This window comes from Paraglaciecola sp. QJM3NY_14 (genome assembly GCF_056173245.1).
Genome location: NZ_CM149664.1, coordinates 1,324,961 through 1,347,009, shown reverse-complemented (window position 1 = coordinate 1,347,009; position 22,049 = coordinate 1,324,961). Strand labels below are relative to the sequence as shown.

Below are 22,049 nucleotides of genomic sequence, written 5' to 3'. Positions count from 1 at the left end.
AATGCATCCAGCAAACTTATTAATAGTGCATCTCTGTTAATAGCCGGTAAATTCTTTCAACGCTCTGTTGGTTTAATCAGCATTGTGATTTTAGCGCGCGTGCTCACACCACAAGATTTCGCTATCGCCGCAATCATATCTATGGTGATTTACTTCTTTGATGTCCTCTCTGACTTAGGCAATGAACAGTATATTATTCAGAAAAAAGAGGTATCTGATGGGGATTTAGACGCAGCCTGGACCATCAATATACTGATAAAAGGTTGCCTTACGCTCCTCCTCGTTCTATGCATACCATTCATCAATAGTTTCTACTCTGAAATGCAACTCACTGGCGCACTTTTGGCTGCGACGTGCGTTTTGCCGATACGCGCGTTGCGCAACTCTGGAATACTACTTTTTCAACGTGAATTAGCGTACAAGCAATTATTCATCTTAACGATATTTCAGCGTCTCGGTTCATTTTTTGCTGTGATGCTAATGATTTGGATTTATCCCAGTTTTTGGGCGCTCATCATTGGAGATATTACATCCGCGTTAATTTTCACTTTCGGCTCTTACGTTGTGCATACTTTTCGGCCTTCTTTTTCACTGAAAAATATAAAGCAGCAATGGTTATTTTCAAGATGGCTACTGGCCAAAAATATCATTGGATATACCCGCTCTCAAATTGATACATTTATTGTATCGAGTCTTTTTAACGCTCGTGATCTTGGCAGATATTATCTTTCTCGTGATATTGTAATGTTACCAAGCCAAAACTTTCTGACCCCTGCAATTCAACCTTTACTTGCGACCTTCAGTGCCAAGCACCACAGTGGAAAAACCTTAAACGGGCAGATAGAATTGTCACTCATGGCCACAACCGTGCTCACTTTACCCATCGTTTTTTATATTTGGCATTTCCCTGCTCCACTTATCGATACAGTTTTAGGCGAACAATGGAGCGATAGCTACTTATTGCTTAGCCGCTTATCTCTATTAGTGCTTTATATCCCCTTCATTGTATTGTTCGAACAAATCATGATTGCAAAAGGGTGGATATCCAAATTACTAATGTTTGACATCGCTAGCCTACTGTTAATATTTTTTGGCTTATTTACTCTCGGCGATACAGATTTACCCGAATTTGCAAAACTTAGAGGGCTATTAGGTATAGGTGCAACTTCTGTGTTGATTTTATTCATACGATTACAGATTAACTTCTCCCTGTTTGCTTGGGGAATATGGTGTTTAATATGCGCATCCGTGGCGCTTTTAAGCATTTTAGGGGCGCAGTACGTCAGTCGCACCATCGACTCATCAGGCCTTGCCATGCTTCTTTTATCTGGGGGAGTTTTTACGCTGTCATATATATCCGTCATGACATTAATTATGCAAATTTTGGCGCCATGGAGCGAAAGATGTCTCTTTTTCAAACGTTTAATGGGCAAATATATCGCTCAAATAAGAGAAAAATTAGGATGAAAGCGTCATCCGAATTACTATTCATGCCTAAGCTGTGTTTAGTGTCGAAACTGCTAGTAAGGATGCAAGAGTGCATTTGTTAGGTGCAATTGAATTATGACCAACATAAAAATAAAAAAAACGCGACGTATTGCCAATTTAATAAGCAATATATTTGTTTTCGTTGGGTCCCTAGACGCTCATAGAGCCCATATAAGGCAATTAACGGACACCCTAGATTACCCCGCTAGAATGAGGCAGTTTTTACACTACGCGGCGGCGCAAGAAGACACTCCTAACGATGAGCCCGTATTTATATTCTCAGCGGGTTGGCGCTCCGGCTCGACGTTGTTGCAAAGGCTGCTGTCATCATCTCATGATCTATTTTTATGGGGAGAGCCTCACGATAAATGTAATATTATACAGTCTTTAGCCTCTACGATTAGGCCCTTCACCCTCAACTGGCCACCAAGACACTATATAAATGACAATGTTCCGAAAGAGCAAAATGCCGATAAATGGATAGCAAATCTCTACCCAAATGAAGCACGACTATTAGCCGCCCATAGGCAGTTTTTAACAACACTATTTACTCCTGATGAGAGTGAAAAGAGATGGGGGATTAAAGAAGTCCGCTTCGGCCTTGAAGAAGCCATATTTTTAAAAGCACTTTTTCCAAGGGCGAAATTCCTTTATTTGCAAAGGGATTTGAACGACGCGTACTTGTCTTACAAAAACTTTAGCCAACATATGAACTGGTATGCAAAATGGCCTACAAATCCCGTTTTCACTCCCTTCTCCTTCGCCAAACATCGAGCTAGACTAATTCGAGAGTTGTCATATGCACAGAAATTAACCGGTGGTTTGATCATTGACTATAAAGACCTTGTATCAGAGCCTGAAGTGCTCCGTAATCTTGAGGAGTATTGCAAGGTCAAAATCGATCAAAGTATTATTGAAAAAAAGGTCGGTAGCGGTTTAAGTTATGTGAACAATGTCACACCATCTCAAACCATCAGCTCAATTGAGTCATTGCTACTTAAGCTAGGCAATATCAAAGGTAGCAAGCAAACTTTGAAGGTAAGCTTTTTATGCAAAATGATGAATTGGCTTGATACTCGTGCATTATTGCCTTCTTCGGCACAAAAACTGACAGAGAGTCACTTAAAAAATGGGATAAAACCGCCTGACATTCACTCTTCGGATTTATCTTCTCTCTATCATTCTCTTCCCCAGACAGATGACCGCCCTGATTTTAGTAACATGCCTTTAGTGTTAAAAGAGTGCATCGAACAAACCACACTGATTGAAGAAGCAAATATAGGCGTTATTGTTGAAACAAGAGAGCACCCACTATTAGAAAAAGTGGTCTCTGATTTTATTGAAACAACGGATTGTCGCGTTCAACTATTTCATAGTCAGCAAAATCTCGCTTTTATCCAATCAACCAAAATAGCTGATCTGGTTGCAAACGGTAGAGTTTTATTAACCAAACTATATATTCACGACTTAAACGCGAAAAGTTACAATGCAATTTTCTTATCTCCTACATTTTGGAATTGCATTGCATCACGTAATAAAATTGTCGTATTTCAAACGGACTCTTTACTCTGTCCTAAATCTAAATTTGTGTTGAGAGATTTTCTCCACTTTGACTACATAGGCTCATGGTGGGAGCGCAAGAGACCTATCGGTTTAACAATAGATGGAGGAAATGGCGGTCTTAGCATACGAGATTGGCAATTAAGCTCTGAATGCTTAACAAGATTTTCGCCACAAGATTGGCCTGGTGGAGAGGATGGCTTTTTTGCTTTTCATATGGATTTGTTGGGCGGGCGCGTCGCAAGAGGCACGGAATGCGCAAAATTTAGTACCCAGTATAAATACCTAGCAGACAGCTTCGGCTGCCATAAAGTATCTTGCTTAAATAAAAAGAGTACGAAGCAATTTTTGAAATACTTCCCAGATGCAAAATTATTATTAAAACAAAAACGCTAGTAGCTCCAAATGATGTGTATTGAAATATGAAGAAAATGGCAAAATGAAAAACAATAAAACTTATTCTGTCCATTTACCGGACTACCGTAACGCGAATCCTTATCAGTCCCTTTTGGCTAGCGCTCTAAGTAAGGAGCACGTAGAAACGACATTCATCCCTTTTTCGCATTCACTTTTGCCTTTAAACAAAAGCATCAAAGGAACGAAACATATAGATGTAGTTCACGTACACTGGATTATAGATATACTGCAGCCATTGATGTGGACCAAGTCAAACTTAGTTTTTTATGTCAAATTTTCACTCTTGATAATCGATGTTTTTTTGGTCAGATTAAGAGGCAAGAAAGTCGTCTGGACCGTGCATAACAAATTGGCACATCAACAGTTAAATACCAAACGAGAGTTACTTGTAAGAAAATGGCTCGCTAAATCAGTAAATACCGTTATTTTTCACAGCAGAGAAGCACAAGAATTAGTATCAAATATGCTTAATATTGATATCCGCTCGAAGTCAAAAATTATATTTCATGGCAACTACATAGGCAGTTACCCAGAGCCAAGCAATAACAAAGTAAACTTGCGAGAGCGCTATGGTCTGCCCAATTCAGGAAAATTAATCAGTTATGTTGGCGTGCTAAGACCATACAAGGGTATTGAAACCTTAATAGAGGCTTTCAATAAGGTACAGAGCAAGAGTATGCGTTTGCTTATCTCTGGCAACCCGAATTCGACACAATACAAAGCGCAATTAGCACAACTAGCACTAGGCAATAACAGGATAAACACTGACTTTCAGTTTCTCCCAGATCAGAAAATGATCGATTATTTAGCAACGTCAGACATCATCTGCTTACCCTTCAGCGATACCCTTACTTCAGGCTCTACAATTTTAGCTATGTCTTACGCTAAACCCCTAATTTTGCCAGAATCGGCCAAGGTATTTGGCTGTGTACCAACAAATGGAGCATTTTATTTTGGTGAAAAAGAAAGCCTTGTTAATGTCTTGAATAAGGTGTCTAACCTCACCGATTTAAAGCTACAAGAAATGGGAGAGGCTAATTTGTTACAGGCTAAGAAGATGTCTTGGGAAGCAGTAGGCAAACTGACCGCGGTGACTTATCAGTGAGTAAATCAAAACATGAGGGCTCTTTTAGATCAGCTCTGGCTTATTCGTTTATAACGAAGTATCTGAACATCGCTCTGCAACTTATCAGCACTATTGTGTTAGTAAGGTTGATCACCCCTGAGGAGTATGGGCTTTATACGATAGCCTTTATATTCATGGTTACGGCTTCGATCATAAAAGAGTTCGGTGTCAATAACTATCTGATTAAAAAGGAAAAGTTGACCCAAGAAATAATTCAAAGTGCCTACGGCACTCTGCTCATAATCTCATTTATTTCAGGAGCCGCGCTATTTTTTAGCGCCTCTCCGATAGCAGATTTTTATCAACAGCCTGAGCTAATTAATATACTGCAATTACTTTCATTGAATATATTCCTTGCTCCCTTTGGTTCCATTATTGATTGCCTATTAAAACGCGAGTTGAACTTTAAGCCCGCGCTAATCACAGGTACTTCGAGTCAATTTATCAGTGTGTTGGCTATGATATTTATGGCTTACAGTGACTTCGGTGTGTATACATTAGTATACGGTTCATTAATTCAAACCGTGGTTCAAGCTTTGTTACTGCAGTTTTACCGCCCCGCAAATATGCCTTTAATGCCCAAGTTGAGTCAAAGTCGTAAGATACTTAGCTATTCAAAATTTGTCGGTGTTTACGGGATCGTTGGCCATTTCGGTACCTATATAGTAGAACTCCTCTCTGGTAAGTTTTTCACCCTAGAGCTTACGGGGCAATTTAATCGAGCTTCATCAACAGCTTCACTCTTTAATAAGCTTTTTACAGAGGCCTTGAATCCAGTTATTTCTCCCTATGCTTCAAAATTAAAGCGAAACGGAGAAGGGCTTATGCAACGCATGAGAGTCATCATCGTTTTGACGTTAAGCTGTGCGTGGCCTTTTTATGCTGTACTAGGGTTATGCGCGGAGCCAGTGGTATTGATTTTGTTTGGCGAAAAGTGGATGACCTCTAGTTACTTTTTGCAAATATTTTGCACAGCACGTATTTTATCCTCCAGCGTGCAGACTCTAGAACCCATCCTGATGGGGCTTGGGATGGCAAAAGCGCTAATGAAAATAGTATTGATTCTCAACGTTTTGCGAATATTTATCAGTATATTACTCCTGCAATACGGGCTGATGGTAATGATTATATGCACTTCACTCACCTTGCCTTTGTTAAGAATGTCGCTGTTTATCTTTGTATTACACCGTAAGAATCTGGTTGACTGGCATACCTACCTATCTTGGTTAAAGCCACCAGCCGTGCTACTCATAGCGAGCGCTGCTCCATTATGTTTAACAAAACTATATTTAGGCCAAAACTGGTGGCAAAGTTATATTTATTTAATTCCGGCAATCATTTTTTCCGCAATATTGTGGTTCATGTTATTGTCGAAACAAGAAGACTCTGCGATCGTGATCAAGGAAGTCAAAAGCAAATTATTTAATAAAGCTAAAAAATAAAAAATGAACCCAAAGTGTATTGACCAAGAAAAGTTCGATGTATCTATCGTGGTACCCGTTTTCAATCGTTACGAACGCTTGCAGATCGTTGTTGATTCTTTAATGTCGCAAGATTTCACTGGCAGCTACGAAATAGTTATTGTAGATGACGGCTCAACGGATGGGACGGGCAATAACTTACAAAACATTGATGGAAAAATTCGTGTCATTAGACAAGAAAATCAAGGCGCAGCTGCTGCGAGACATACAGGTGTCGCTCATGCCAAGGGAGATACTGTTGTTTTTAACGATTCAGACGATATTGCCTATCCCAACAAACTTCAGATACTCGTTGATGCCCTACAAGCGAATCCCCATTGTGTTGCGGCTATCGCGGTTGTCAAAAACCCTTCGAAAGTTGATTGGTCTCCACCTTTGTGGGTTAAAGAAATGGATGGAAGTTACATAGTAAATAATGATCCATTAGATCACTTTTTCAATAATTATTACCCCATCGCAGCTGCAATGAACATCGCTGTAAAAAGAGACATAGCTTATTTTGCATCGAAAGAGTCTGAATATTACCGCGCAGCTAATGATTTCCATTTTCAATTTAAGGTCGCGACCAAGGGACCAATCGTCTGTGTATCAAAGATAACCAACGAATATTTCGTAGGGCAAGGTATAACGAAAGTTCAAGGGATTCATACGCAAGCTGCATATGCATTAATATCGTTGGCTGATAATTATCGTGCGTTAGGTAAGCCCCCTAAATTTGCCCTATCGGTGCAAAAGCGTATTGAGAATGGGTCTTCACATGTTTTAAAGCCGTTGCTGAAGAGCCATAAATTTGGGCTCTTATTCGTGGTATGCAAAAACATGCTGAGATACTCTCGTTTAAAGCAAATCCCCAGAACAGTTTGGTGGGCAATATCCTCATAATCGCAATCGCAATCGCAATCGCAAAACTATTTTTGTAGAGAAACAATAATGCGGAATTTGTACTATTCCTATCTTAATTCAACTGTATACTCGATATTTAAGGACGCTATTAATGCTCCTTGATTGAGTAATATAAAAGCTATAAGGAATTGTTGATGTTTGGGGCATATAGGACAGTATTAGCATTGATGGTCGTTTTTTATCATATTGGTGGCATTCCTCATATTGGCTCCTACGCTGTATTCGGGTTTTACGCACTTAGCGGTTACTTGATGACATTTGTGATTCAGAAGACCTACGGTTACACGGCAATTGGGTTAAAGAAATATACATTCAATCGGTTTTTACGCATCTACCCTATGTATTGGGCTTCCATTATATTCTCCATAATCTTGATCATGTCAGTTGGCGAACAAAATTCATTCGAATACCATAAGGCACTATTTCTACCAGATAATCTGATCGACTCCCTAAAAAACTTATTCTTATTTTTTCCATTGAGGGAGACACCTAGGTTAACTCCTCCAGCTTGGGCTCTTACAGTAGAGATTTTTTATTATATTTTAATAGGTATCGGACTTTCGAAACATAAAAAAGTGGTGATTTACTGGTTCGTATTAAGTGTAATTTATCATGTTGCCGTAGGAGTTTTTCAATTTGGCTTTGAGCATCGCTACTTTACCATACCGGCCGCGTCGCTTCCTTTTTCAGTGGGGGCACTCATATTTCATTACCGAGAGTCCCTGCAAGCGATCATGAATAACAACCGGCTGACCAAGCATTCCTTTTTTCCATATTTATTAGGGATTGTCATTTTGCTCAATTGGTATTTAGGCAGGCAAGTGAAACAACAATTTTTTAACTTAGACAACTTGTTTTTTTATTCCAATTTCGGACTTTGTGCCTTAATGATCATCATCCTAAAAGAAAAAAAATCACTGCCATTTATAAGTAAAAAACTAGATAACCAGTTGGGCAATTTTAGCTATCCAATTTATCTTATTCATTATCAAGTTGCGTTTGTGGTTCTGATTGGATTGGATTTTTTAGGTAAACAGTATACTCGCCCAGACATTACCTTAATGTTACTAAGCCTTCCGTTTTTATTTTTGTTTTCTTGGCTGTTAATATCTCAGCTTGAGGGGCCTATTGAGATGCGAAGAAAAGCCATTAAAGTACGAAAAACTGGTCTTTACAAATAGCTTTTGGATGTATACTACATGAGTGATTCCCTAAATTGTAAGTGCATGGAATCCTTGAGTCATTATCAAAGGTAATATTGTGAGCAGCCATTATAATAATTAAAAGGCGGGCTGTATAATTGATACTTACGCTTAACATCTTATTAATCGAAATTGAGCTGATACACCCTCATTAGAGGTGCAGGTTCATACTTGCTCTGACTCCGGTCTTCATTGCCATAGAGTACGAAAAGTCTATTTGTCGACTCTTGAAAGTCAGCTGCGATGATTTGTGAACGCACATGCTTTTGATCGAAGATGCCATATTGATACGGTTGTATATCGTAGGAATTTGATACTCCAGACTTAACCTTTAAAAAATCGTTCACGTTGAACAACCAAAAATAGTTATAAATATCTGAAGCGACCAGCGCGCAGGGGCCTGCACAGACCTTACCGGTGTCTTGAGTCGCTTTGTAGCCAATGCCTCCTTTGTGCCCCCCTGAGTTACCAATTACAAAATAAGTAGATGTTTTAGGAATAATAAAGCCGTATAAGGCAGATGAAATTTCTGTCCAGAGATTATTTTCTCCTTTTTTATTATACTGATCATCTACAATCGGATTTGAAACACTGAAGTCCATAAATTTATCTGTCGAAATTATACCAGAGCTCACTTTACTATCTAAGAGTCCCCACAGGTAAACTCCGAAAGCACTAGGACCAATGCTCAAGCGGGAGTTTATAGCATATGTGCTCGCATTCCCGAAAATGAAATCTGAGTTTAATGCATTTCTCCATTCTCTAGGGACTTTGCTAATCCATCCTGCCGCATGAGCCGCCCCTTTTAGATTAAAAAAACCATCTACAATACTAGCCTTTATATTATCCGAATCTCGTAAAATTAGTGTTGTATTATTTACGTTTGTATCTCCATCATAATATTCCATACCGTTAATCACCAACTGATGGTTAACCACCACCATTCCTGTAATTCTGTTAATTTTTTGAGGGTTACCGTGCTTGGCTCTTGATAATACTCCACTAAATGGTTGTTTGAATTTTGCAATAGGCCAATCATTCTCTTTACCCGCTAACCCTATGCTAGGTATAATAAGTTCGGCGACTGCTTGTTTATGTGTATGTCCCACTATAAATAAGGTGTTGTCATGTGGACTAAGCGCGAATATTCCCTGTGCATAAGCTAATCTTGAGCTTCCTTTTTTTCCTACAGGTAATCTAAAGCCTCCAATATATTCTAGTGATTTACTTTCTAAATTTGAAAAGAGTAGTAGCTCTGTAGCTTTTTCTTGCGATTGAGTAGAAAAAGTGAAAAATAAGGTAAAAATTAAGATAATATGTTTGTATATTATCTTAGCTCTTCTTTCAGTAGAGTTTGGGTTAGGTTTAACTTTACTTGATGTAAAAATCATCTAATCATTCCAGTGTGAATTTTAAGCTTTTATGGGTGGGCTATGTTTCAATAGCTTTTACTTGAATAAAATAATTATGAGTGAAAAATGATCAGTGTTCTTCTTTTTTACAGTAGTTTTTTTTGTACCTTTATACTGACTTTTAGACACTCTGCAATATTTGCGTTTGTACTCTATCAATTAATATATTTTTTTCATCCCGAAAATAGGTGGTGGGGATCACTTATCCCTAGTTTCGGATACTCGTTTTTTTCTGTTGTATTTATGCTGTTAATTTTAGTACTTAGATGGCAAGATACGAAAAAGAATAAATTACTCGCTGTCCCATCAATACGTTGGTTCTATTTTTCAGTTGCCATATACTCAATTGTTTACACGTGGGCAGCTATACCTAGCTACCATTTAGAAGCAATTGTACCATTAATAAAAGCCGCAATTATATTAAGTATCGCATTTAAGCTCTGTCATTCTACAATAGCCTTGGATTATATGCTTTACGGTTACACTGCAGGTGCCGCCTATATCGGTTACTACATATTTCAAGTAGGAAGGAATGCAGGGGATCGAGTTGAAGGCATTGGAATGGTGGACTCCCCAGAAGCTAACGGCGTTGCAGCTGCGATTGCTCCTGCTTCAATAATTTGTTTGTTCTACTTTTGGCGTCATGTTGGACTAAAGCAAAAAACTCCATTCGTTATTGCAGGGGCTATAATTGTTAATGGACTCGTTCTAGTAAATAGCCGAGGGGCAATGCTCGGCGTAGCGGCCGGTGCTGCATATTTATTATGGAGATTATTCTTTTCCAGAGTCCAGCGAAAGTACCAAAAAACAACGGTATTAAGTATAGCTTTTGCTGGTTTAGTTAGTCTTCTCTATATTACTGATTCCAGTACGATTAATCGGATTTATTCAATATCGGAGCAAACAACTGTAAATGAAAATAAAGAGACAGGCGCAACAAGAATAGTCTTTTGGAAAGCTGCTTGGACTATGGCTAAAGACCATCCATTTGGGCTAGGCAGGGGCGGTTTCGAAATTAACGCACCTTTGTATATTGCTCATAATATTGACACAGGCAGAAGTCGGAACAGAGCTGTCCATTCATCGTGGTTTGAAGCACTATCGGAATCAGGATATTTAGGATTAGGGTCCTTAATAATGATTATTTTTTCTAGCTTTTATATGACAAAAAAATGCAAAAAAATTCTAAACTCGCCCGAATTTATAAATGACTACTTTAAAATAGTGTGTTTGGAATCTATGTTGATATCTTATATGGTTTCCATGACATTCATCAATCGAATGCGCGCTGAGGTTTTCCTATGGTGCATATTTTTTATAGCATGCGCTTTCAATATTTATTATTTACGTAAAATGCAACTCCCGACCGATAAGAACATATAGGACTAAAAGCAATATATTCAGAGAATATTTTAGAATGGTGTAAGGAGCTACTGTTACCGCCAATGACTTAGATCAACGCCTAACTGTTGTTCGATAAGGGTAATATCGTCATCGAATCGACCTTTCAGAGCGTCAGGAAAAGCAGGTTTTCCTAGCGTGTCTGATTTTTTGTGCGCAACCTCTTTCACCCACTCGGCTATTGGCGATGCTTTAACTAATTCGATCATCCATGTCAGCTTCCATTTGGCTAATTGCGCTTGCAAATCAGGCAACACCACGCGATTGATCCGTTTATTCAAAGTACTTGGCATAAAATCCGAATCTACTTGTAAGAATGTAAGAACTCTTTTTAGGAAAGTCTCTGGTGACTGAGATAACTCATCATAGAATAAAACTAGCACCTGGGACCTATCGAACAATGAATATAGCCGTTGTAAATGTTTGCCCTGCATACTCAAATCCGTAACAAATTCTTTATTTGCTATCACTTCTTCGAAGCTCATCCCAGAAAACTGACCTTGCGAATAAAGTTGGTACTGAGAAAATGCCCGTTCGGCCGGCTGCCGCAGAATATAGATAATTTTCACATCAGGAATGTCTCTATTTATACGCTCAAGAGCTTGAGGTTCTTGATAATAATTGGGGGTTAGTTCTCCCCAAGTTTTGGCAGGTCCCCGCTGCGACGGCGTAAAGCGACTTTGATAACTCATTAACCCTGTATCGTAGAAGCGATCAAAGAAGTGCAGCTCTTTCTCTGCAGGTACAAATACCTCAGGATGCTCATCCAAACAGTTGTGTAACCACGTTGTGCCTGCACGCTGTGAGCCTATACAGATAAAATTTGGTAAGTCTTGAGCCTTGGAATTCATTAATTCTTCTCTTTGGTCTGTGAACCACTTCATATAAACCTGAAGCGAAATATTAAACTAATTTTGCGCGGACTCCTAAATGCGCCGGTTTGTATTTTAAACAACGTTTCAGTATGTTAATTCCCTCCAATCTAAGACTTCTTAAATCGCGCATTCATCAGTCTCAGTCGATCTTTGATCGAAAATTTGATATTGCTCTCCTTGGCATAGCTAACAGACTCACGATGCTCTCCTTGCCAATAGAGGTGTCTGAAGGCTTGGACCTTAGATTGGTTAATGGTTGCAACTGTCCGAGATATATACCTATCAGGTACAATACCTTTTGCCACGATATCTTCAAGAATCAGTGCTTTGCCTTTCAAATTAGCAACGAAATTATCAGACATATTTTTTCCGTGACGACGTAATTTAACCGTTTTTTGATTTGTGCATGCACCTTGCGCTGCTAGTAATATGCGCCTTGTAAAGTCAGAATCCTCTGAATTCATTCGACTGTATTTATCATCTATGCCTCCAGCCTTGACATAGGCCTGTTTAGTAAACGCCCAAGCAGATGGGAAAGAGGGATTAAATGTTAGAAAGTCCAAAAATGCATCTTCCGTTAGCAATATCTTATCCATATCAACACACTGGGAAGCACTTTCCCACCAACCAGATGGCGCTGTAGCAAAATGATCGTAATTTGGTATTGCTCGGTCTCCAAATTGCGTGTGATTGGAAAAAACATATTCTGCTTTTGGAAATGACTTAATCGTATTAGATAACGATTCTAAATGTGTTGATAACCAAATATCATCGTCGTCATTACATGCGATCCATTTATTTTGACAGTACTCAACCGCTACTTTACGCGATGTTCCGCAGCCAACATTCGCTATTTTTTTGTACACAATCCGATCTAAATACGGTTCTAGGACAGCCTCTGTATTGTCAGATGAACCATCGTCTATCACAATGACTTCTTTCGGTGCTAATGTTTGATTTAAAACGCTTTCAACTGTTTCAACAATATATTCTTCTCTATTGTATGAGTGTATTGCGACAGAAAAATCGATCATTTTTCCTTTAATCCTTATCAGAGTAGTTTATCTACTTGGAATCCTTTGAAAGCACTAAGTTCTACTTTCTACTGGTTTATAAAATTTTGCTTAAACGGCGATTATCTTCAGAGGCTCATAAAATTGACCTCAGTACAAAATCTAATAACTTGTGCCCTTCACACCGCCATCTTAAGTGGTTCGATAAGCTAATACCAGAAACAGTTGTTACTCTAAAAACGATCTTGTTCTCTACTTAGTCAATAGATTAAATTTTTTGTCTCAATTATTAAAAAAAAGCCAAACTTAAGCGAGTTTTGCAAACTTTAATTGTACTTTGATATGCTCAACACTCCGGTTAAGATACGTCTAATTTACTGTTTTTCCGCCATTTTACTAATCGGAACTCTATTTTGAAAATACTATATTTATCCCATCGTGTACCTTTTCCACCGAATAAAGGCGAGAAAATTAGGACCTTTCATCAAATTGAGTATTTGCTCCAAAAGGGTCATGACGTAACCGTGATTTCCCCCTACGAAGAAAGCGCCGAGTTGCCCTACTTCAACGAGTTAAAGTCTCAATACGGCGTTAACGTTCACAGCTTCAGGCTCCCACCAAAGCTTTTCCGCCTCATGTCGGGTTTTGTGCAAGGAAAGGCGTTAAGCGTCGCTAATTTTTCCAGTGCAGATCTACAAAAAGGCTTAGATCAACTGCTTGACGAACACGAATTTAGTGCATTAGTGTGCACAGCATCGAGCATGGCTGAGTATGTTTTCAATAGCGAAGCTAAAGCGATTAAAAATAGAAAATTGAGTCTTTTTATGGATTTTATGGATTTAGATTCTGATAAATGGCGCCAATATGCCCAGCGCTCATCTCTGCCTATGAAACTGTTGTACACCCGCGAAAGAAATCTCATTTCAACATTGGAGGTAAAAGTTGCAGCTATCTTCAATGTTTGCTTTTTCATAACAGAGACTGAAGTCGCATTATTTAAGCAGGGAGCACCAGACGTGGGAGATATTTGCGCAATTGAAAATGGCATTGATACAGTTGGGTTTTCCCCCCCTGAAGTTCCTCGTCTTCGTGAAAGCCCGATATTATTGTTCACTGGTGTAATGAATTATTCTCCTAACGTAGATGCTGTCCTTTGGTTCGTGAAAAATGTTTGGAAAGATATTGTGCAAAAATGGCCCACTGCGGAGTTTATCGTTGCCGGTATGGACCCAACCGAAAAAATAATAGCATTGGGCAATATGAGAGGGATAACCGTAACAGGATTCGTGGACGATATTAAACCGTATTTTAACAGAGCAAATGTGTTCGTCGCGCCTTTTAGAATAGCACGGGGAGTGCAAAATAAGGTATTACAAGCCTTCGCCTGTGGTCTACCTGTTATATCTACTCCTATGGGGGCTGAGGGTATACGTTGCACTGAGAACAAAGATATTCTACTGGCGGAAACAAGTAGTGATTTTATTCTACAGCTCGAAAAATTATTTCAATCTCCTGAACATTACGCGCGCATTGCCGAAAATGCGCTGCAGTTAATTCAACAACACTATACTTGGGAAAGTATATTAGCCCCATTTGAAAATAAACTTTTAATAAATCAGACTGAGCTCATTTCGACGAGTCAAACTAATAAATGAAAATATTCTTGAAATGGGTAGCCGGTATAGTTTGCAAACTTCTAGTTACCCCTATATATCTATGCTATCGATTGACTTGCACTATCATGAATAATGACCGTGTGTTTTCAAGTTACTCGCACTTTTTTAGTCTTTTACCCGGTTTCTTTGGCAACCAAATACGACTCGCCTTTTATAAATTATCCCTCGAAAATTGCGGTCATGATGTCGTATTTTCGTTTTCTGCATTATTTTCACAATCAAACATCGAGATAGGCTCTGGTGTTTATATTGGACCACAGTCTAATATCGGAACCTGCAAAATCGGAGTGGATACCTTGATAGGCAGTGCTGTGCACGTATTAAGCGGTAAAGGCCAGCATAACTTTGACGACCTATCACGTCCCATAAAAACTCAAGGAGGCGCCTTTACCAAGATTTCTATTGGAGAGGATTGTTGGATTGGAAATGGTGCGCTAGTTATGGCAAACGTGGGTAACAAGGCCATCGTCGCAGCAGGCTCAGTGGTAATAGAAGATGTGCCTGATTTTGCTATTGTTGCTGGAAATCCTGCGAAAGTAATTAAGTTGCGTAATTAACGCACAGTACATGTAAAGATTTATTACCATGACATCAATAACTCGCTTCTGTACCGGAGAATTTACGTTGAATAAGATCAGACATCGTTTTTGCTTATTTTTGCTTATGTTAAGTATTTCAACCGTTACATTCAGCCAGAACAGCCATGTGGAAGCCGGGTTATCTGTCATCGAAGTATCGGATATTTCCTCTTTGTACAACGCGTTGAAACGGGCTAATAAGAATGGAAAAACCAAAATATTACTCGCCCCAGGCACTTATCAGCTGAACAAACCGCTACTTATATCAGCCGCACACATCAGTTTAATAGGCGATCAATTGAACCCTGCGGATACTCGAATAATAGGCCTAGGTATGCGTAGACGAGGTCAAGTAGAGAATATCATTACGGTTCACGCAAAATATTTTACACTCGACGGTATCACCTTAGCTGAGGCCGGCAATCATCTTATCCAAATTTCTGGAGAACGCGATGCTGACTTCCCCACCCTCAAAAATTGCATTCTACAAGACAGTTATCAACAATTAATCAAGGTTTCATCTGGGGGAAAATCAAAAAATAGCAGCGATTACGGTGTGGTCGAAAATTGTGAATTTGCCTACACAAAAGGGATCGGGCCAAACTATTACATAGGTGGGATCGATGCTCATGGTTCGCGCGGCTGGATGGTCGCGCACAATCGCTTTAAAGATATTGCCAGCCCAGATAAACGGGTCGCAGAGTTTGCTGTCCATTTTTGGAATGGAGCAAGCAATAATACAGTACAAAACAATACAATTATTAATTGCGACCGTGGGATCGGCTTCGGCCTCAAGGGTAAACCAGCGTCCGGCGGTGCCATTATTGAAAACCTAATTATTCACTATGATGACAAGGATCCCAACGCTGATGTGGGAATTTCACTAGAGCAATCACCAGATACTCAGATTTTAGATAATAGAATATACCTCGGTCATAACTACCCCAACGCGATAGAATATCGCTTTACTGATACACAAAATATTGTGATAGCAGACAATATTACCAACAAACCTGTGCGCAAGCGCAATGGGGCACAAGGGATGCTGATAAACAACACAAGGGTCAAAAATTTAAAAGAAATGCTTAGCAAAGAAGAACGCACTCAGTTCGAAGCTTTATTTTGGCCCGAAAATCAGTAACGCGAAATAAAGCAAGTACAAAATTGATGCTTTCATTAACAATATTAAACAGGATAAAGACGAAGAAATCGGTTCAAAGCATAGCGCTTAAAACCATCTAATGAATAACCGTAGGACTCATTCATTATCATGGTCATCAAGAAGCCGCTGAGTACAAAGAAACTATACACCGCGTATGGACCAATAGAAGCGACGCCTAGCACGTGATATATCACCACATTTACCGCTAATATAAACCGATACACCCCGAACATAGTTTTCCCTTTGTTATCTACTGTTGCTCAATTGGAATCGAAATACCGATCACATCGTATTGTTTCATTTCATACTGCTTAAAAAACGCGGTCGTTCTATCGACTTTTTTATCTTTAGAAACAATAGGGACATACCAGTCAAACCCTCGCAATGCTTCGGCTTGGCGAAACAGTTTTTCTGGTGTAATGTTCGTTTTAACCAGCACATCAGGGTGAATTTCAAGCAACAAAATGACTGAATCTACGTGGGTTAATAACTGAGCTGCACCGGCAAGTACTTGTGGTTCTTGCCCTTCAACATCAATTTTAACGACCACACGCGAACATAATTTCACCTGAGGGTTCAATCTATACCAACTATCTAAACTGACAACATCGACAGCTCCCGAATCAGCTCTGATTATCTGGCCTTCATGGTCGTTAGCACGGCTCATATCAGCTTCAAGATCAGCCTTTCCATCAAAGTCAGACACAGCTGAATTTAGCGCCATTACATCGAGCGAAAATTGAGAAAAATTCTGCTCTAGTACAGTGAAAGAGTTTGGGTTTGGCTCAAATGCAATAATGTTACTTAAATTGGAACAGCGAGATGCAACTAAAGACGAGACTGTGCCGATATCTGCTCCTAAATCGAAAAGAGTAAAAGGCTTTTCTAAGTCACTGAGTAAATCGCAGAAGGGTATAAACTCTTCTAAATAGTAATTATTAGGTCCACCTTCCAACCAAAAACATAATTCGGTTAACGGGACAGAAAAGAAACGCTCTTTGACTTTATAACGGATCAGTTTGTGCGGAAAATGCGCACTCATCCATAGATAAAAGCGATGCTTTCCTCGCCATTCATGGGTCTGCGCCCAGACCAAGCAACGATTAACGAGAGGATTAAAGTGCCGCTCAGCGAAATTGAAAGATTGCATATTATTAGTCGTTACGGAAATATCTGATTGATAGCGTTAAACTTGCTGCTCATCATTCTACTGAACCATGCCTTATCAGTGTCTAACGTACTGTACTCAATTTCTGCTGAGACCATAACAAGACCACTTCCATAATGTTGCCCTAACATTATTTGATAAATTTCATATAACTTTGCATGATTTTTATTTGAAAATATCTCGCCATCAACGAAATACCAATACCCAAGCAAGCGAACACCCCGAGCATTAACTATTTGCTCAACGTTAATCTTGTCCTCTGGATTTATAATGACTGAATAAGCAGACTCTAATGTCCAAGAGTCTTCCAAATACATACGATTAGCAAAACTCACCAATTCTCCTCGTCCTTTAGGATACCAAACCGCATACATGTCAACCGCTTTGTTTTCGAACGCAAATCGGGAAGTATTTTTGTCATAAAAATCGACAAACTCAGGCGACCAGTTAGCAGTTACTTGTGCACTTGTAAAAGGCAATGCTTTGAGACGCTCAGGTGAGGTTCCTGCTACTAATTGGCTTTGGATAAGTTGGTACCAGAATAAGAAAAACAACATAGAAACCGATATTGTCACACTTGCCTTTATATAAACTTGATTAGAGGATACGAAAGGGATTGCAAGTGGTGTTTCTGGTTTTAGATCAGAAGACTTTTCTCTTATAAACTCGCCCAGCCCTATTAGGCATATGATTACTAAACTAAAAAACACCCATCCATAGATAAGGTGATCCGCACCGACAGCATGCTCCATGTTCGTTAGATGGCCAGTCAAAATGATGCCAAACACCCTTATAGCATTGGCTATAATAGGGAACAAAATGGATATACACACAAACGAAAATCTACGAACACGCGACTGCATATTCATATAGGCATACAACGAACCAATCACGACCGATGCGATGAAAAAGCTAATACCTGAACATGCTTCTGCCACAAGAAACCGGCCCTCAGGGATCTCTATGTATAAGCCACTGCGATAGATTGGTACATTGACCCACTGTAACATCATGACAGATAAGTCTGCGGTAACAGCTTGCAGCGTAGGAATTAACTCCTCGCCTACCGGAATACAGAAAACGATAAAGAATAAAGGAAATAAGATTTTTTTAGCTTGCTCATTTCCTAATAGAAACCAGATGCTAAAGGGTAAGAAGGTAAATGTAGCAATATGCATGAAAAGCTGAACACCACCTGAGAGCCCAACCCCATAAAGACCTAAGCTACCAAAGCATAAAATTAAAACCCAGTAATTTGGTCTAATGGCTGAAAGCGAGAGTTGCTCTTTTTTACAATAAATAAAATAAATGCTGGCAGGGATTACAAATAAACAGTGATTAAAAATATCGGAAATAATCCAAATATCAATTGCAGAAACAATCCCCTGCCAAAATGTAGCCACCCAAAACGCAACAACAACTAGCAGCGCAATAATCCCTATTACTGAATGACGTTCTTCAGGGGCGCGCATACTTCCATCATTCATTGAAAAGACTCCGTCCCATTCCTAGCTAGTGCTTTCAATATTATAAACACTCTTCATGGTGTCCCATGAAAAATCATTAAGTAATCGCTCCAGTTTTCCTTGAGTTTTATTCAAGTTCACATAGTGACGAAATCTTGATTTAAGGGGTGCATTTGTCATGCGAGGTTGGTCAGCGTCTATTTCCCAAGGATGAAAATAGAAAGAGTACGGCTGTTTCTCTTTTTTCAGATAGCCGGTAATCAAAGACTTAGTCAAGGTATATGGGTATAAACGGAAGTAACCGCCGCCACCTATGGGTGTTTGTCGACCCATCACTTTATGGGTAGGGATTGGAATTTCTATAATGCCTTCTTTGCGCGTATAGGCAAAGCGCGGCCAGTCTGGTGTACCGTACAAATCATGTTTCACAGGATAGGTGCTAGAACTATATTTAAAACCAAGTTCAGCTAACACCTCAAATGCCCACTCATTGTTGTAGCCTATGGAAAAGCTTGGGGCACGATAGCCAGTAAGAGCTTCCCCTAACAAATCTTCAAGATGCTCCTTCGACCGAGTTACATCAGCCGTAAACTGCTCTCGCGTTTGTTCTGTGGCGCGTCTATGCGCATACCCGTGGCTGGCGATTTCGTGCCCTTGGGCGTGAATTTCTTTTATTAATTCAGGATATCTCTCTGCAACCCAACCCAGCACAAAAAAAGTTGATTTAACATTATGCTTGGCAAACATCTCAAGCAGGGTGCGTGTATTTTTATCTACTCTGGGTTGATAATCTTTCCATTGGTCAGGCGTAATGACTGACTCAAACGCAGAAACATGGAAGAAGTCTTCCACATCGACTGTCATCGCATTTAAACCTGTGACAGGCATCCCTATCTCCCTTTACCAAAAAGCACGACTTCAACGGTCCGAATTAAAATAAGGATATCCAACATTAAGCTTTGATGTTTAACGTAATACAAATCAAATTTCAGCTTTTCCATGGAGTCTTCAACGCTTGCTCCATAAGGATAATTCAACTGCGCCCAACCCGCTAAGCCAGGTTTTACATTATGTCTTTGATTGTAATACGGGATTTCTCGGATAAGTTGCTCAACGAATTGCGGACGCTCTGGCCGAGGACCAATAAATGACATCTCACCTCTGAACACATTCAGTAACTGAGGTAACTCATCAATACGATATTTCCGAATAAATTGCCCCACTCTGGTTACTCGATCATCATTTGTAGTAGCCCACTTAGCGCCATCTTTTTCCGCGTCAGGGCGCATACTTCTAAACTTAATGATATTGAATAACTTGCCGTTTAACCCTACCCGCTCTTGCTTATAAAAAACTGATGCTTTAGCCCCACTATTATCCTCAAAATAAATAATCAGCGCAGTAAGCAACATAAATGGCCATGTAAACATCAGTACGACGAATGCCAACAAACTATTCATTCCGTAGTCTAAAGCATCTCTAAGGTAATTTTGAGAATTAAAACCGTTGGAATAGATAACCCAACTTGGGTACATCAAATTTACTACAATCTGCCCTGTTTCACGTTCCATAAAGTCAAGTAAATCAGTGACTTCAACTCCACGTAACCGGCAATCGAACAGGATCTCCACGGGTAATGTGCCACGCCTTTGGTCACACGCTATAACGACTTCATCGATATCATTATCAGCAATAAAATTGCGAAAATTTTCATCCACTTTGACGTGAACTAATTTCTCATTTTGAATCCCTTCTTCACGGTTATCACCAGGGATCGGGATAAAACCTAAAAGCTCAAAGCCAAAACGATCCACTTCACGACGCATGCGTTTCTCAATAATCGACGCTCGCTCACCGGCTCCAATAACCACTATTTTAGTTTGCCCTAAACCAAGTAGTCCCAGCCGATTAATGAAATAACGAAAAATCACTAAGGCCACGATACACAAGCCTGCAGCTATGGGTAGGAAGTACTGATGCAAATCGATATAGGCAAGAAACGTATTTCCCAAGATTTCCATGACGAAATACCCTAGGGCGACGCTGACGAATATGCGCCGGATAATGCCGCGGAATGTCTCTCTTAACTTTGATTCATACAACCCTACTGACAGTGCAGACACAATCACTAAAAACGTAAATAAGCCGATATAGAGCGTCACATCACCTATAGTAGGGACAGATGAACCGGTAATCTCACTGACAATACCTAAGGTCAAATATAAAATATACGCCACAACTGATGCTTCTAAAATCATCAGTATATTTGAGCGCCTAACTTCCTTTCGATTAACAAAACTCATTAATCATTTTCCTCTAATTGCAACAACTTCATCATTTACTGTTTCCCAAATATAAAATAGGTATTTGAGTTCGACTAACTTTTTATTATTGTTCATTATTTTATGTTTTGAAATAAGTCTAAATCTTGTTACATTGATGATCGATGAGTTCAACACACGGAGCTACAATTTACATGAAGACTAACAAAATAGCATTCTTCAATTTAGTATTTTTATTCATTTTAACCTTAGCAGGATGCTCAAGCAGTAATAGTAGCCTTCCTAATGCCTCAACCTATCCTTCATTGACTACTTCGGTAGGCAATTATCAGTATTTAATTGGCCCTGGCGATACTTTATCCATATTCGTTTGGCGAAACCCCGATATCTCTGGCAGCTTTATCGTTCGTCCAGACGGTAAAGTCACGACCTCTTTGGTAGAAGACATCGAGGTAACTGGTAAAACCCCATACGTACTTGCTCGAGAATTGGAAGAATCTCTAGGTAAATTTATTAACAGTCCTCGCGTGACAGTCAGTGTCACTCGTTTCGCTGGTCCTCTAAGTGAACAAGTTCGTGTCATTGGCGAAGCCGCAAACCCAAGCGCGATTAATTACACCCAGCAAATGACATTACTGGATTTAATGATTTCGGTCGGTGGCCTGACAGAATATGCTGCTGGTGATAACGCCAAGTTAATTCGTACGATAAACGGTAAGCAACAAACTTTTGGTATTAATATCGACTCATTGATACGAGACGGCGACATTGCACAGAATATTGATATATTACCCGGTGACATCATTATTATTCCTGAAGCTTGGTTCTAGGCAATATTT

19 protein-coding genes are annotated in these 22,049 nt (G+C 39.5%); 11 read left to right on the top strand and 8 right to left on the bottom strand.

Going from position 1 to position 22,049, the window contains the following annotated elements:
• The first annotated feature begins 84 nt into the window (after window positions 1–84).
• The 6 genes from AC0VYA_RS05700 to AC0VYA_RS05675 all read left to right on the top strand — a co-directional run bounded on the left by AC0VYA_RS05700 (window position 85) and on the right by AC0VYA_RS05675 (window position 8,156).
• Window positions 85–1,467 (top strand): oligosaccharide flippase family protein, encoded by a 1,383-nt coding sequence (locus AC0VYA_RS05700; RefSeq protein ID WP_475490356.1) that lies wholly within the window; start codon window positions 85–87, stop codon window positions 1,465–1,467.
• A gap of 96 nt (window positions 1,468–1,563) precedes the next feature.
• Window positions 1,564–3,444 (top strand): DUF5672 family protein, encoded by a 1,881-nt coding sequence (locus AC0VYA_RS05695; protein WP_475490355.1) that lies wholly within the window; start codon window positions 1,564–1,566, stop codon window positions 3,442–3,444.
• 19 nt (window positions 3,445–3,463) lie between these two features.
• Window positions 3,464–4,570, top strand: a complete 1,107-nt coding sequence (locus AC0VYA_RS05690; RefSeq protein ID WP_475490354.1) for a glycosyltransferase — start codon at window positions 3,464–3,466, stop codon at window positions 4,568–4,570.
• Complete coding sequence (locus AC0VYA_RS05685; protein ID WP_475490353.1) at window positions 4,567–6,033, top strand: lipopolysaccharide biosynthesis protein; 1,467 nt, start codon at window positions 4,567–4,569, stop codon at window positions 6,031–6,033. The genes AC0VYA_RS05690 and AC0VYA_RS05685 overlap by 4 nt, the downstream gene beginning before the upstream one ends.
• Before the next feature lie 3 nt (window positions 6,034–6,036).
• A complete protein-coding gene (locus AC0VYA_RS05680) occupies window positions 6,037–6,954 on the top strand; it encodes a glycosyltransferase family 2 protein (protein ID WP_475490352.1) in 918 nt (305 codons plus the stop codon).
• Between the two features lie 155 nt (window positions 6,955–7,109).
• Complete coding sequence (locus AC0VYA_RS05675) at window positions 7,110–8,156, top strand: acyltransferase family protein (protein ID WP_475490351.1); 1,047 nt, start codon at window positions 7,110–7,112, stop codon at window positions 8,154–8,156.
• A gap of 143 nt (window positions 8,157–8,299) precedes the next feature.
• On the opposite strand, the gene AC0VYA_RS05670 is transcribed toward AC0VYA_RS05675, so the two are convergent.
• Window positions 8,300–9,568, bottom strand: a complete 1,269-nt coding sequence (locus AC0VYA_RS05670) for a hypothetical protein (protein ID WP_475490350.1) — start codon at window positions 9,566–9,568, stop codon at window positions 8,300–8,302.
• A gap of 87 nt (window positions 9,569–9,655) precedes the next feature.
• On the opposite strand from AC0VYA_RS05670, the gene AC0VYA_RS05665 reads away from it, so the two are divergent.
• On the top strand, window positions 9,656–10,972 hold the full coding sequence (locus tag AC0VYA_RS05665; RefSeq protein ID WP_475490349.1) for an O-antigen ligase family protein: 1,317 nt from the start codon (window positions 9,656–9,658) through the stop codon (window positions 10,970–10,972).
• A gap of 53 nt (window positions 10,973–11,025) precedes the next feature.
• Here AC0VYA_RS05665 and AC0VYA_RS05660 read toward each other — a convergent pair whose 3' ends face one another.
• A complete protein-coding gene (locus AC0VYA_RS05660) occupies window positions 11,026–11,874 on the bottom strand; it encodes a sulfotransferase family protein (RefSeq protein ID WP_475490348.1) in 849 nt (282 codons plus the stop codon).
• Between the two features lie 98 nt (window positions 11,875–11,972).
• Window positions 11,973–12,899 carry a glycosyltransferase family 2 protein gene (locus AC0VYA_RS05655; RefSeq protein WP_475490347.1) on the bottom strand — a complete coding sequence of 309 codons (927 nt, stop codon included), beginning with the start codon at window positions 12,897–12,899 and terminating at the stop codon, window positions 11,973–11,975.
• A gap of 392 nt (window positions 12,900–13,291) precedes the next feature.
• Between AC0VYA_RS05655 and AC0VYA_RS05650 the strand changes: the two genes are divergently transcribed.
• From AC0VYA_RS05650 to AC0VYA_RS05640, 3 genes are read left to right on the top strand one after another with little or no spacing between them, the layout of a single operon-like run.
• Complete coding sequence (locus AC0VYA_RS05650) at window positions 13,292–14,533, top strand: TIGR03087 family PEP-CTERM/XrtA system glycosyltransferase (RefSeq protein WP_475490346.1); 1,242 nt, start codon at window positions 13,292–13,294, stop codon at window positions 14,531–14,533.
• Window positions 14,530–15,111, top strand: coding sequence for an acyltransferase (locus AC0VYA_RS05645; RefSeq protein ID WP_475490345.1), 582 nt, complete (start codon window positions 14,530–14,532; stop codon window positions 15,109–15,111). Before AC0VYA_RS05650 ends, AC0VYA_RS05645 begins: the two co-directional genes overlap by 4 nt.
• A gap of 28 nt (window positions 15,112–15,139) precedes the next feature.
• Window positions 15,140–16,273: a right-handed parallel beta-helix repeat-containing protein gene (locus AC0VYA_RS05640; RefSeq protein ID WP_475490344.1), complete on the top strand. Its 1,134-nt coding sequence runs from the start codon at window positions 15,140–15,142 to the stop codon at window positions 16,271–16,273.
• 44 nt (window positions 16,274–16,317) lie between these two features.
• Here AC0VYA_RS05640 and AC0VYA_RS05635 read toward each other — a convergent pair whose 3' ends face one another.
• The 5 genes from AC0VYA_RS05635 to AC0VYA_RS05615 are packed head-to-tail and all read right to left on the bottom strand — an operon-like array spanning window position 16,318 to window position 21,231.
• Window positions 16,318–16,527 carry an acyltransferase family protein gene (locus tag AC0VYA_RS05635; RefSeq protein ID WP_475490343.1) on the bottom strand — a complete coding sequence of 70 codons (210 nt, stop codon included), beginning with the start codon at window positions 16,525–16,527 and terminating at the stop codon, window positions 16,318–16,320.
• A 17-nt stretch (window positions 16,528–16,544) separates the two neighbouring features.
• Entirely contained in the window at window positions 16,545–17,444 is a 900-nt protein-coding gene (locus AC0VYA_RS05630) for an FkbM family methyltransferase (protein ID WP_475490342.1), read from the bottom strand.
• An 11-nt stretch (window positions 17,445–17,455) separates the two neighbouring features.
• Entirely contained in the window at window positions 17,456–18,949 is a 1,494-nt protein-coding gene (gene xrtA / locus AC0VYA_RS05625) for an exosortase A (RefSeq protein ID WP_475490341.1), read from the bottom strand.
• A 21-nt stretch (window positions 18,950–18,970) separates the two neighbouring features.
• Window positions 18,971–19,816 carry an XrtA system polysaccharide deacetylase gene (locus AC0VYA_RS05620; protein ID WP_011574032.1) on the bottom strand — a complete coding sequence of 282 codons (846 nt, stop codon included), beginning with the start codon at window positions 19,814–19,816 and terminating at the stop codon, window positions 18,971–18,973.
• Window positions 19,817–19,818: 2 nt separating this feature from the next.
• Window positions 19,819–21,231 carry a TIGR03013 family XrtA/PEP-CTERM system glycosyltransferase gene (locus tag AC0VYA_RS05615; RefSeq protein WP_475490340.1) on the bottom strand — a complete coding sequence of 471 codons (1,413 nt, stop codon included), beginning with the start codon at window positions 21,229–21,231 and terminating at the stop codon, window positions 19,819–19,821.
• 173 nt (window positions 21,232–21,404) lie between these two features.
• On the opposite strand from AC0VYA_RS05615, the gene AC0VYA_RS05610 reads away from it, so the two are divergent.
• On the top strand, window positions 21,405–22,040 hold the full coding sequence (locus AC0VYA_RS05610; protein ID WP_475490339.1) for an XrtA/PEP-CTERM system exopolysaccharide export protein: 636 nt from the start codon (window positions 21,405–21,407) through the stop codon (window positions 22,038–22,040).
• Window positions 22,041–22,049: the final 9 nt, after the last annotated feature.

Bases quoted from the DNA above. Each gene is read 5' to 3' on its own strand.
- AC0VYA_RS05695 (WP_475490355.1), top strand. From the start codon at position 1,564: ATGACCAACATAAAAATAAAAAAAACGCGACGTATTGCCAATTTAATA.
- AC0VYA_RS05680 (WP_475490352.1), top strand. From the start codon at position 6,037: ATGAACCCAAAGTGTATTGACCAAGAAAAGTTCGATGTATCTATCGTG.
- AC0VYA_RS05675 (WP_475490351.1), top strand. From the start codon at position 7,110: ATGTTTGGGGCATATAGGACAGTATTAGCATTGATGGTCGTTTTTTAT.
- AC0VYA_RS05670 (WP_475490350.1), bottom strand. From the start codon at position 9,568: ATGATTTTTACATCAAGTAAAGTTAAACCTAACCCAAACTCTACTGAA.
- AC0VYA_RS05665 (WP_475490349.1), top strand. From the start codon at position 9,656: ATGATCAGTGTTCTTCTTTTTTACAGTAGTTTTTTTTGTACCTTTATA.
- AC0VYA_RS05660 (WP_475490348.1), bottom strand. From the start codon at position 11,874: ATGAAGTGGTTCACAGACCAAAGAGAAGAATTAATGAATTCCAAGGCT.
- AC0VYA_RS05655 (WP_475490347.1), bottom strand. From the start codon at position 12,899: ATGATCGATTTTTCTGTCGCAATACACTCATACAATAGAGAAGAATAT.
- AC0VYA_RS05645 (WP_475490345.1), top strand. From the start codon at position 14,530: ATGAAAATATTCTTGAAATGGGTAGCCGGTATAGTTTGCAAACTTCTA.
- AC0VYA_RS05640 (WP_475490344.1), top strand. From the start codon at position 15,140: ATGACATCAATAACTCGCTTCTGTACCGGAGAATTTACGTTGAATAAG.
- AC0VYA_RS05635 (WP_475490343.1), bottom strand. From the start codon at position 16,527: ATGTTCGGGGTGTATCGGTTTATATTAGCGGTAAATGTGGTGATATAT.
- AC0VYA_RS05630 (WP_475490342.1), bottom strand. From the start codon at position 17,444: ATGCAATCTTTCAATTTCGCTGAGCGGCACTTTAATCCTCTCGTTAAT.
- xrtA (WP_475490341.1), bottom strand. From the start codon at position 18,949: ATGAATGATGGAAGTATGCGCGCCCCTGAAGAACGTCATTCAGTAATA.
- AC0VYA_RS05620 (WP_011574032.1), bottom strand. From the start codon at position 19,816: ATGCCTGTCACAGGTTTAAATGCGATGACAGTCGATGTGGAAGACTTC.
- AC0VYA_RS05615 (WP_475490340.1), bottom strand. From the start codon at position 21,231: ATGAGTTTTGTTAATCGAAAGGAAGTTAGGCGCTCAAATATACTGATG.
- AC0VYA_RS05610 (WP_475490339.1), top strand. From the start codon at position 21,405: ATGAAGACTAACAAAATAGCATTCTTCAATTTAGTATTTTTATTCATT.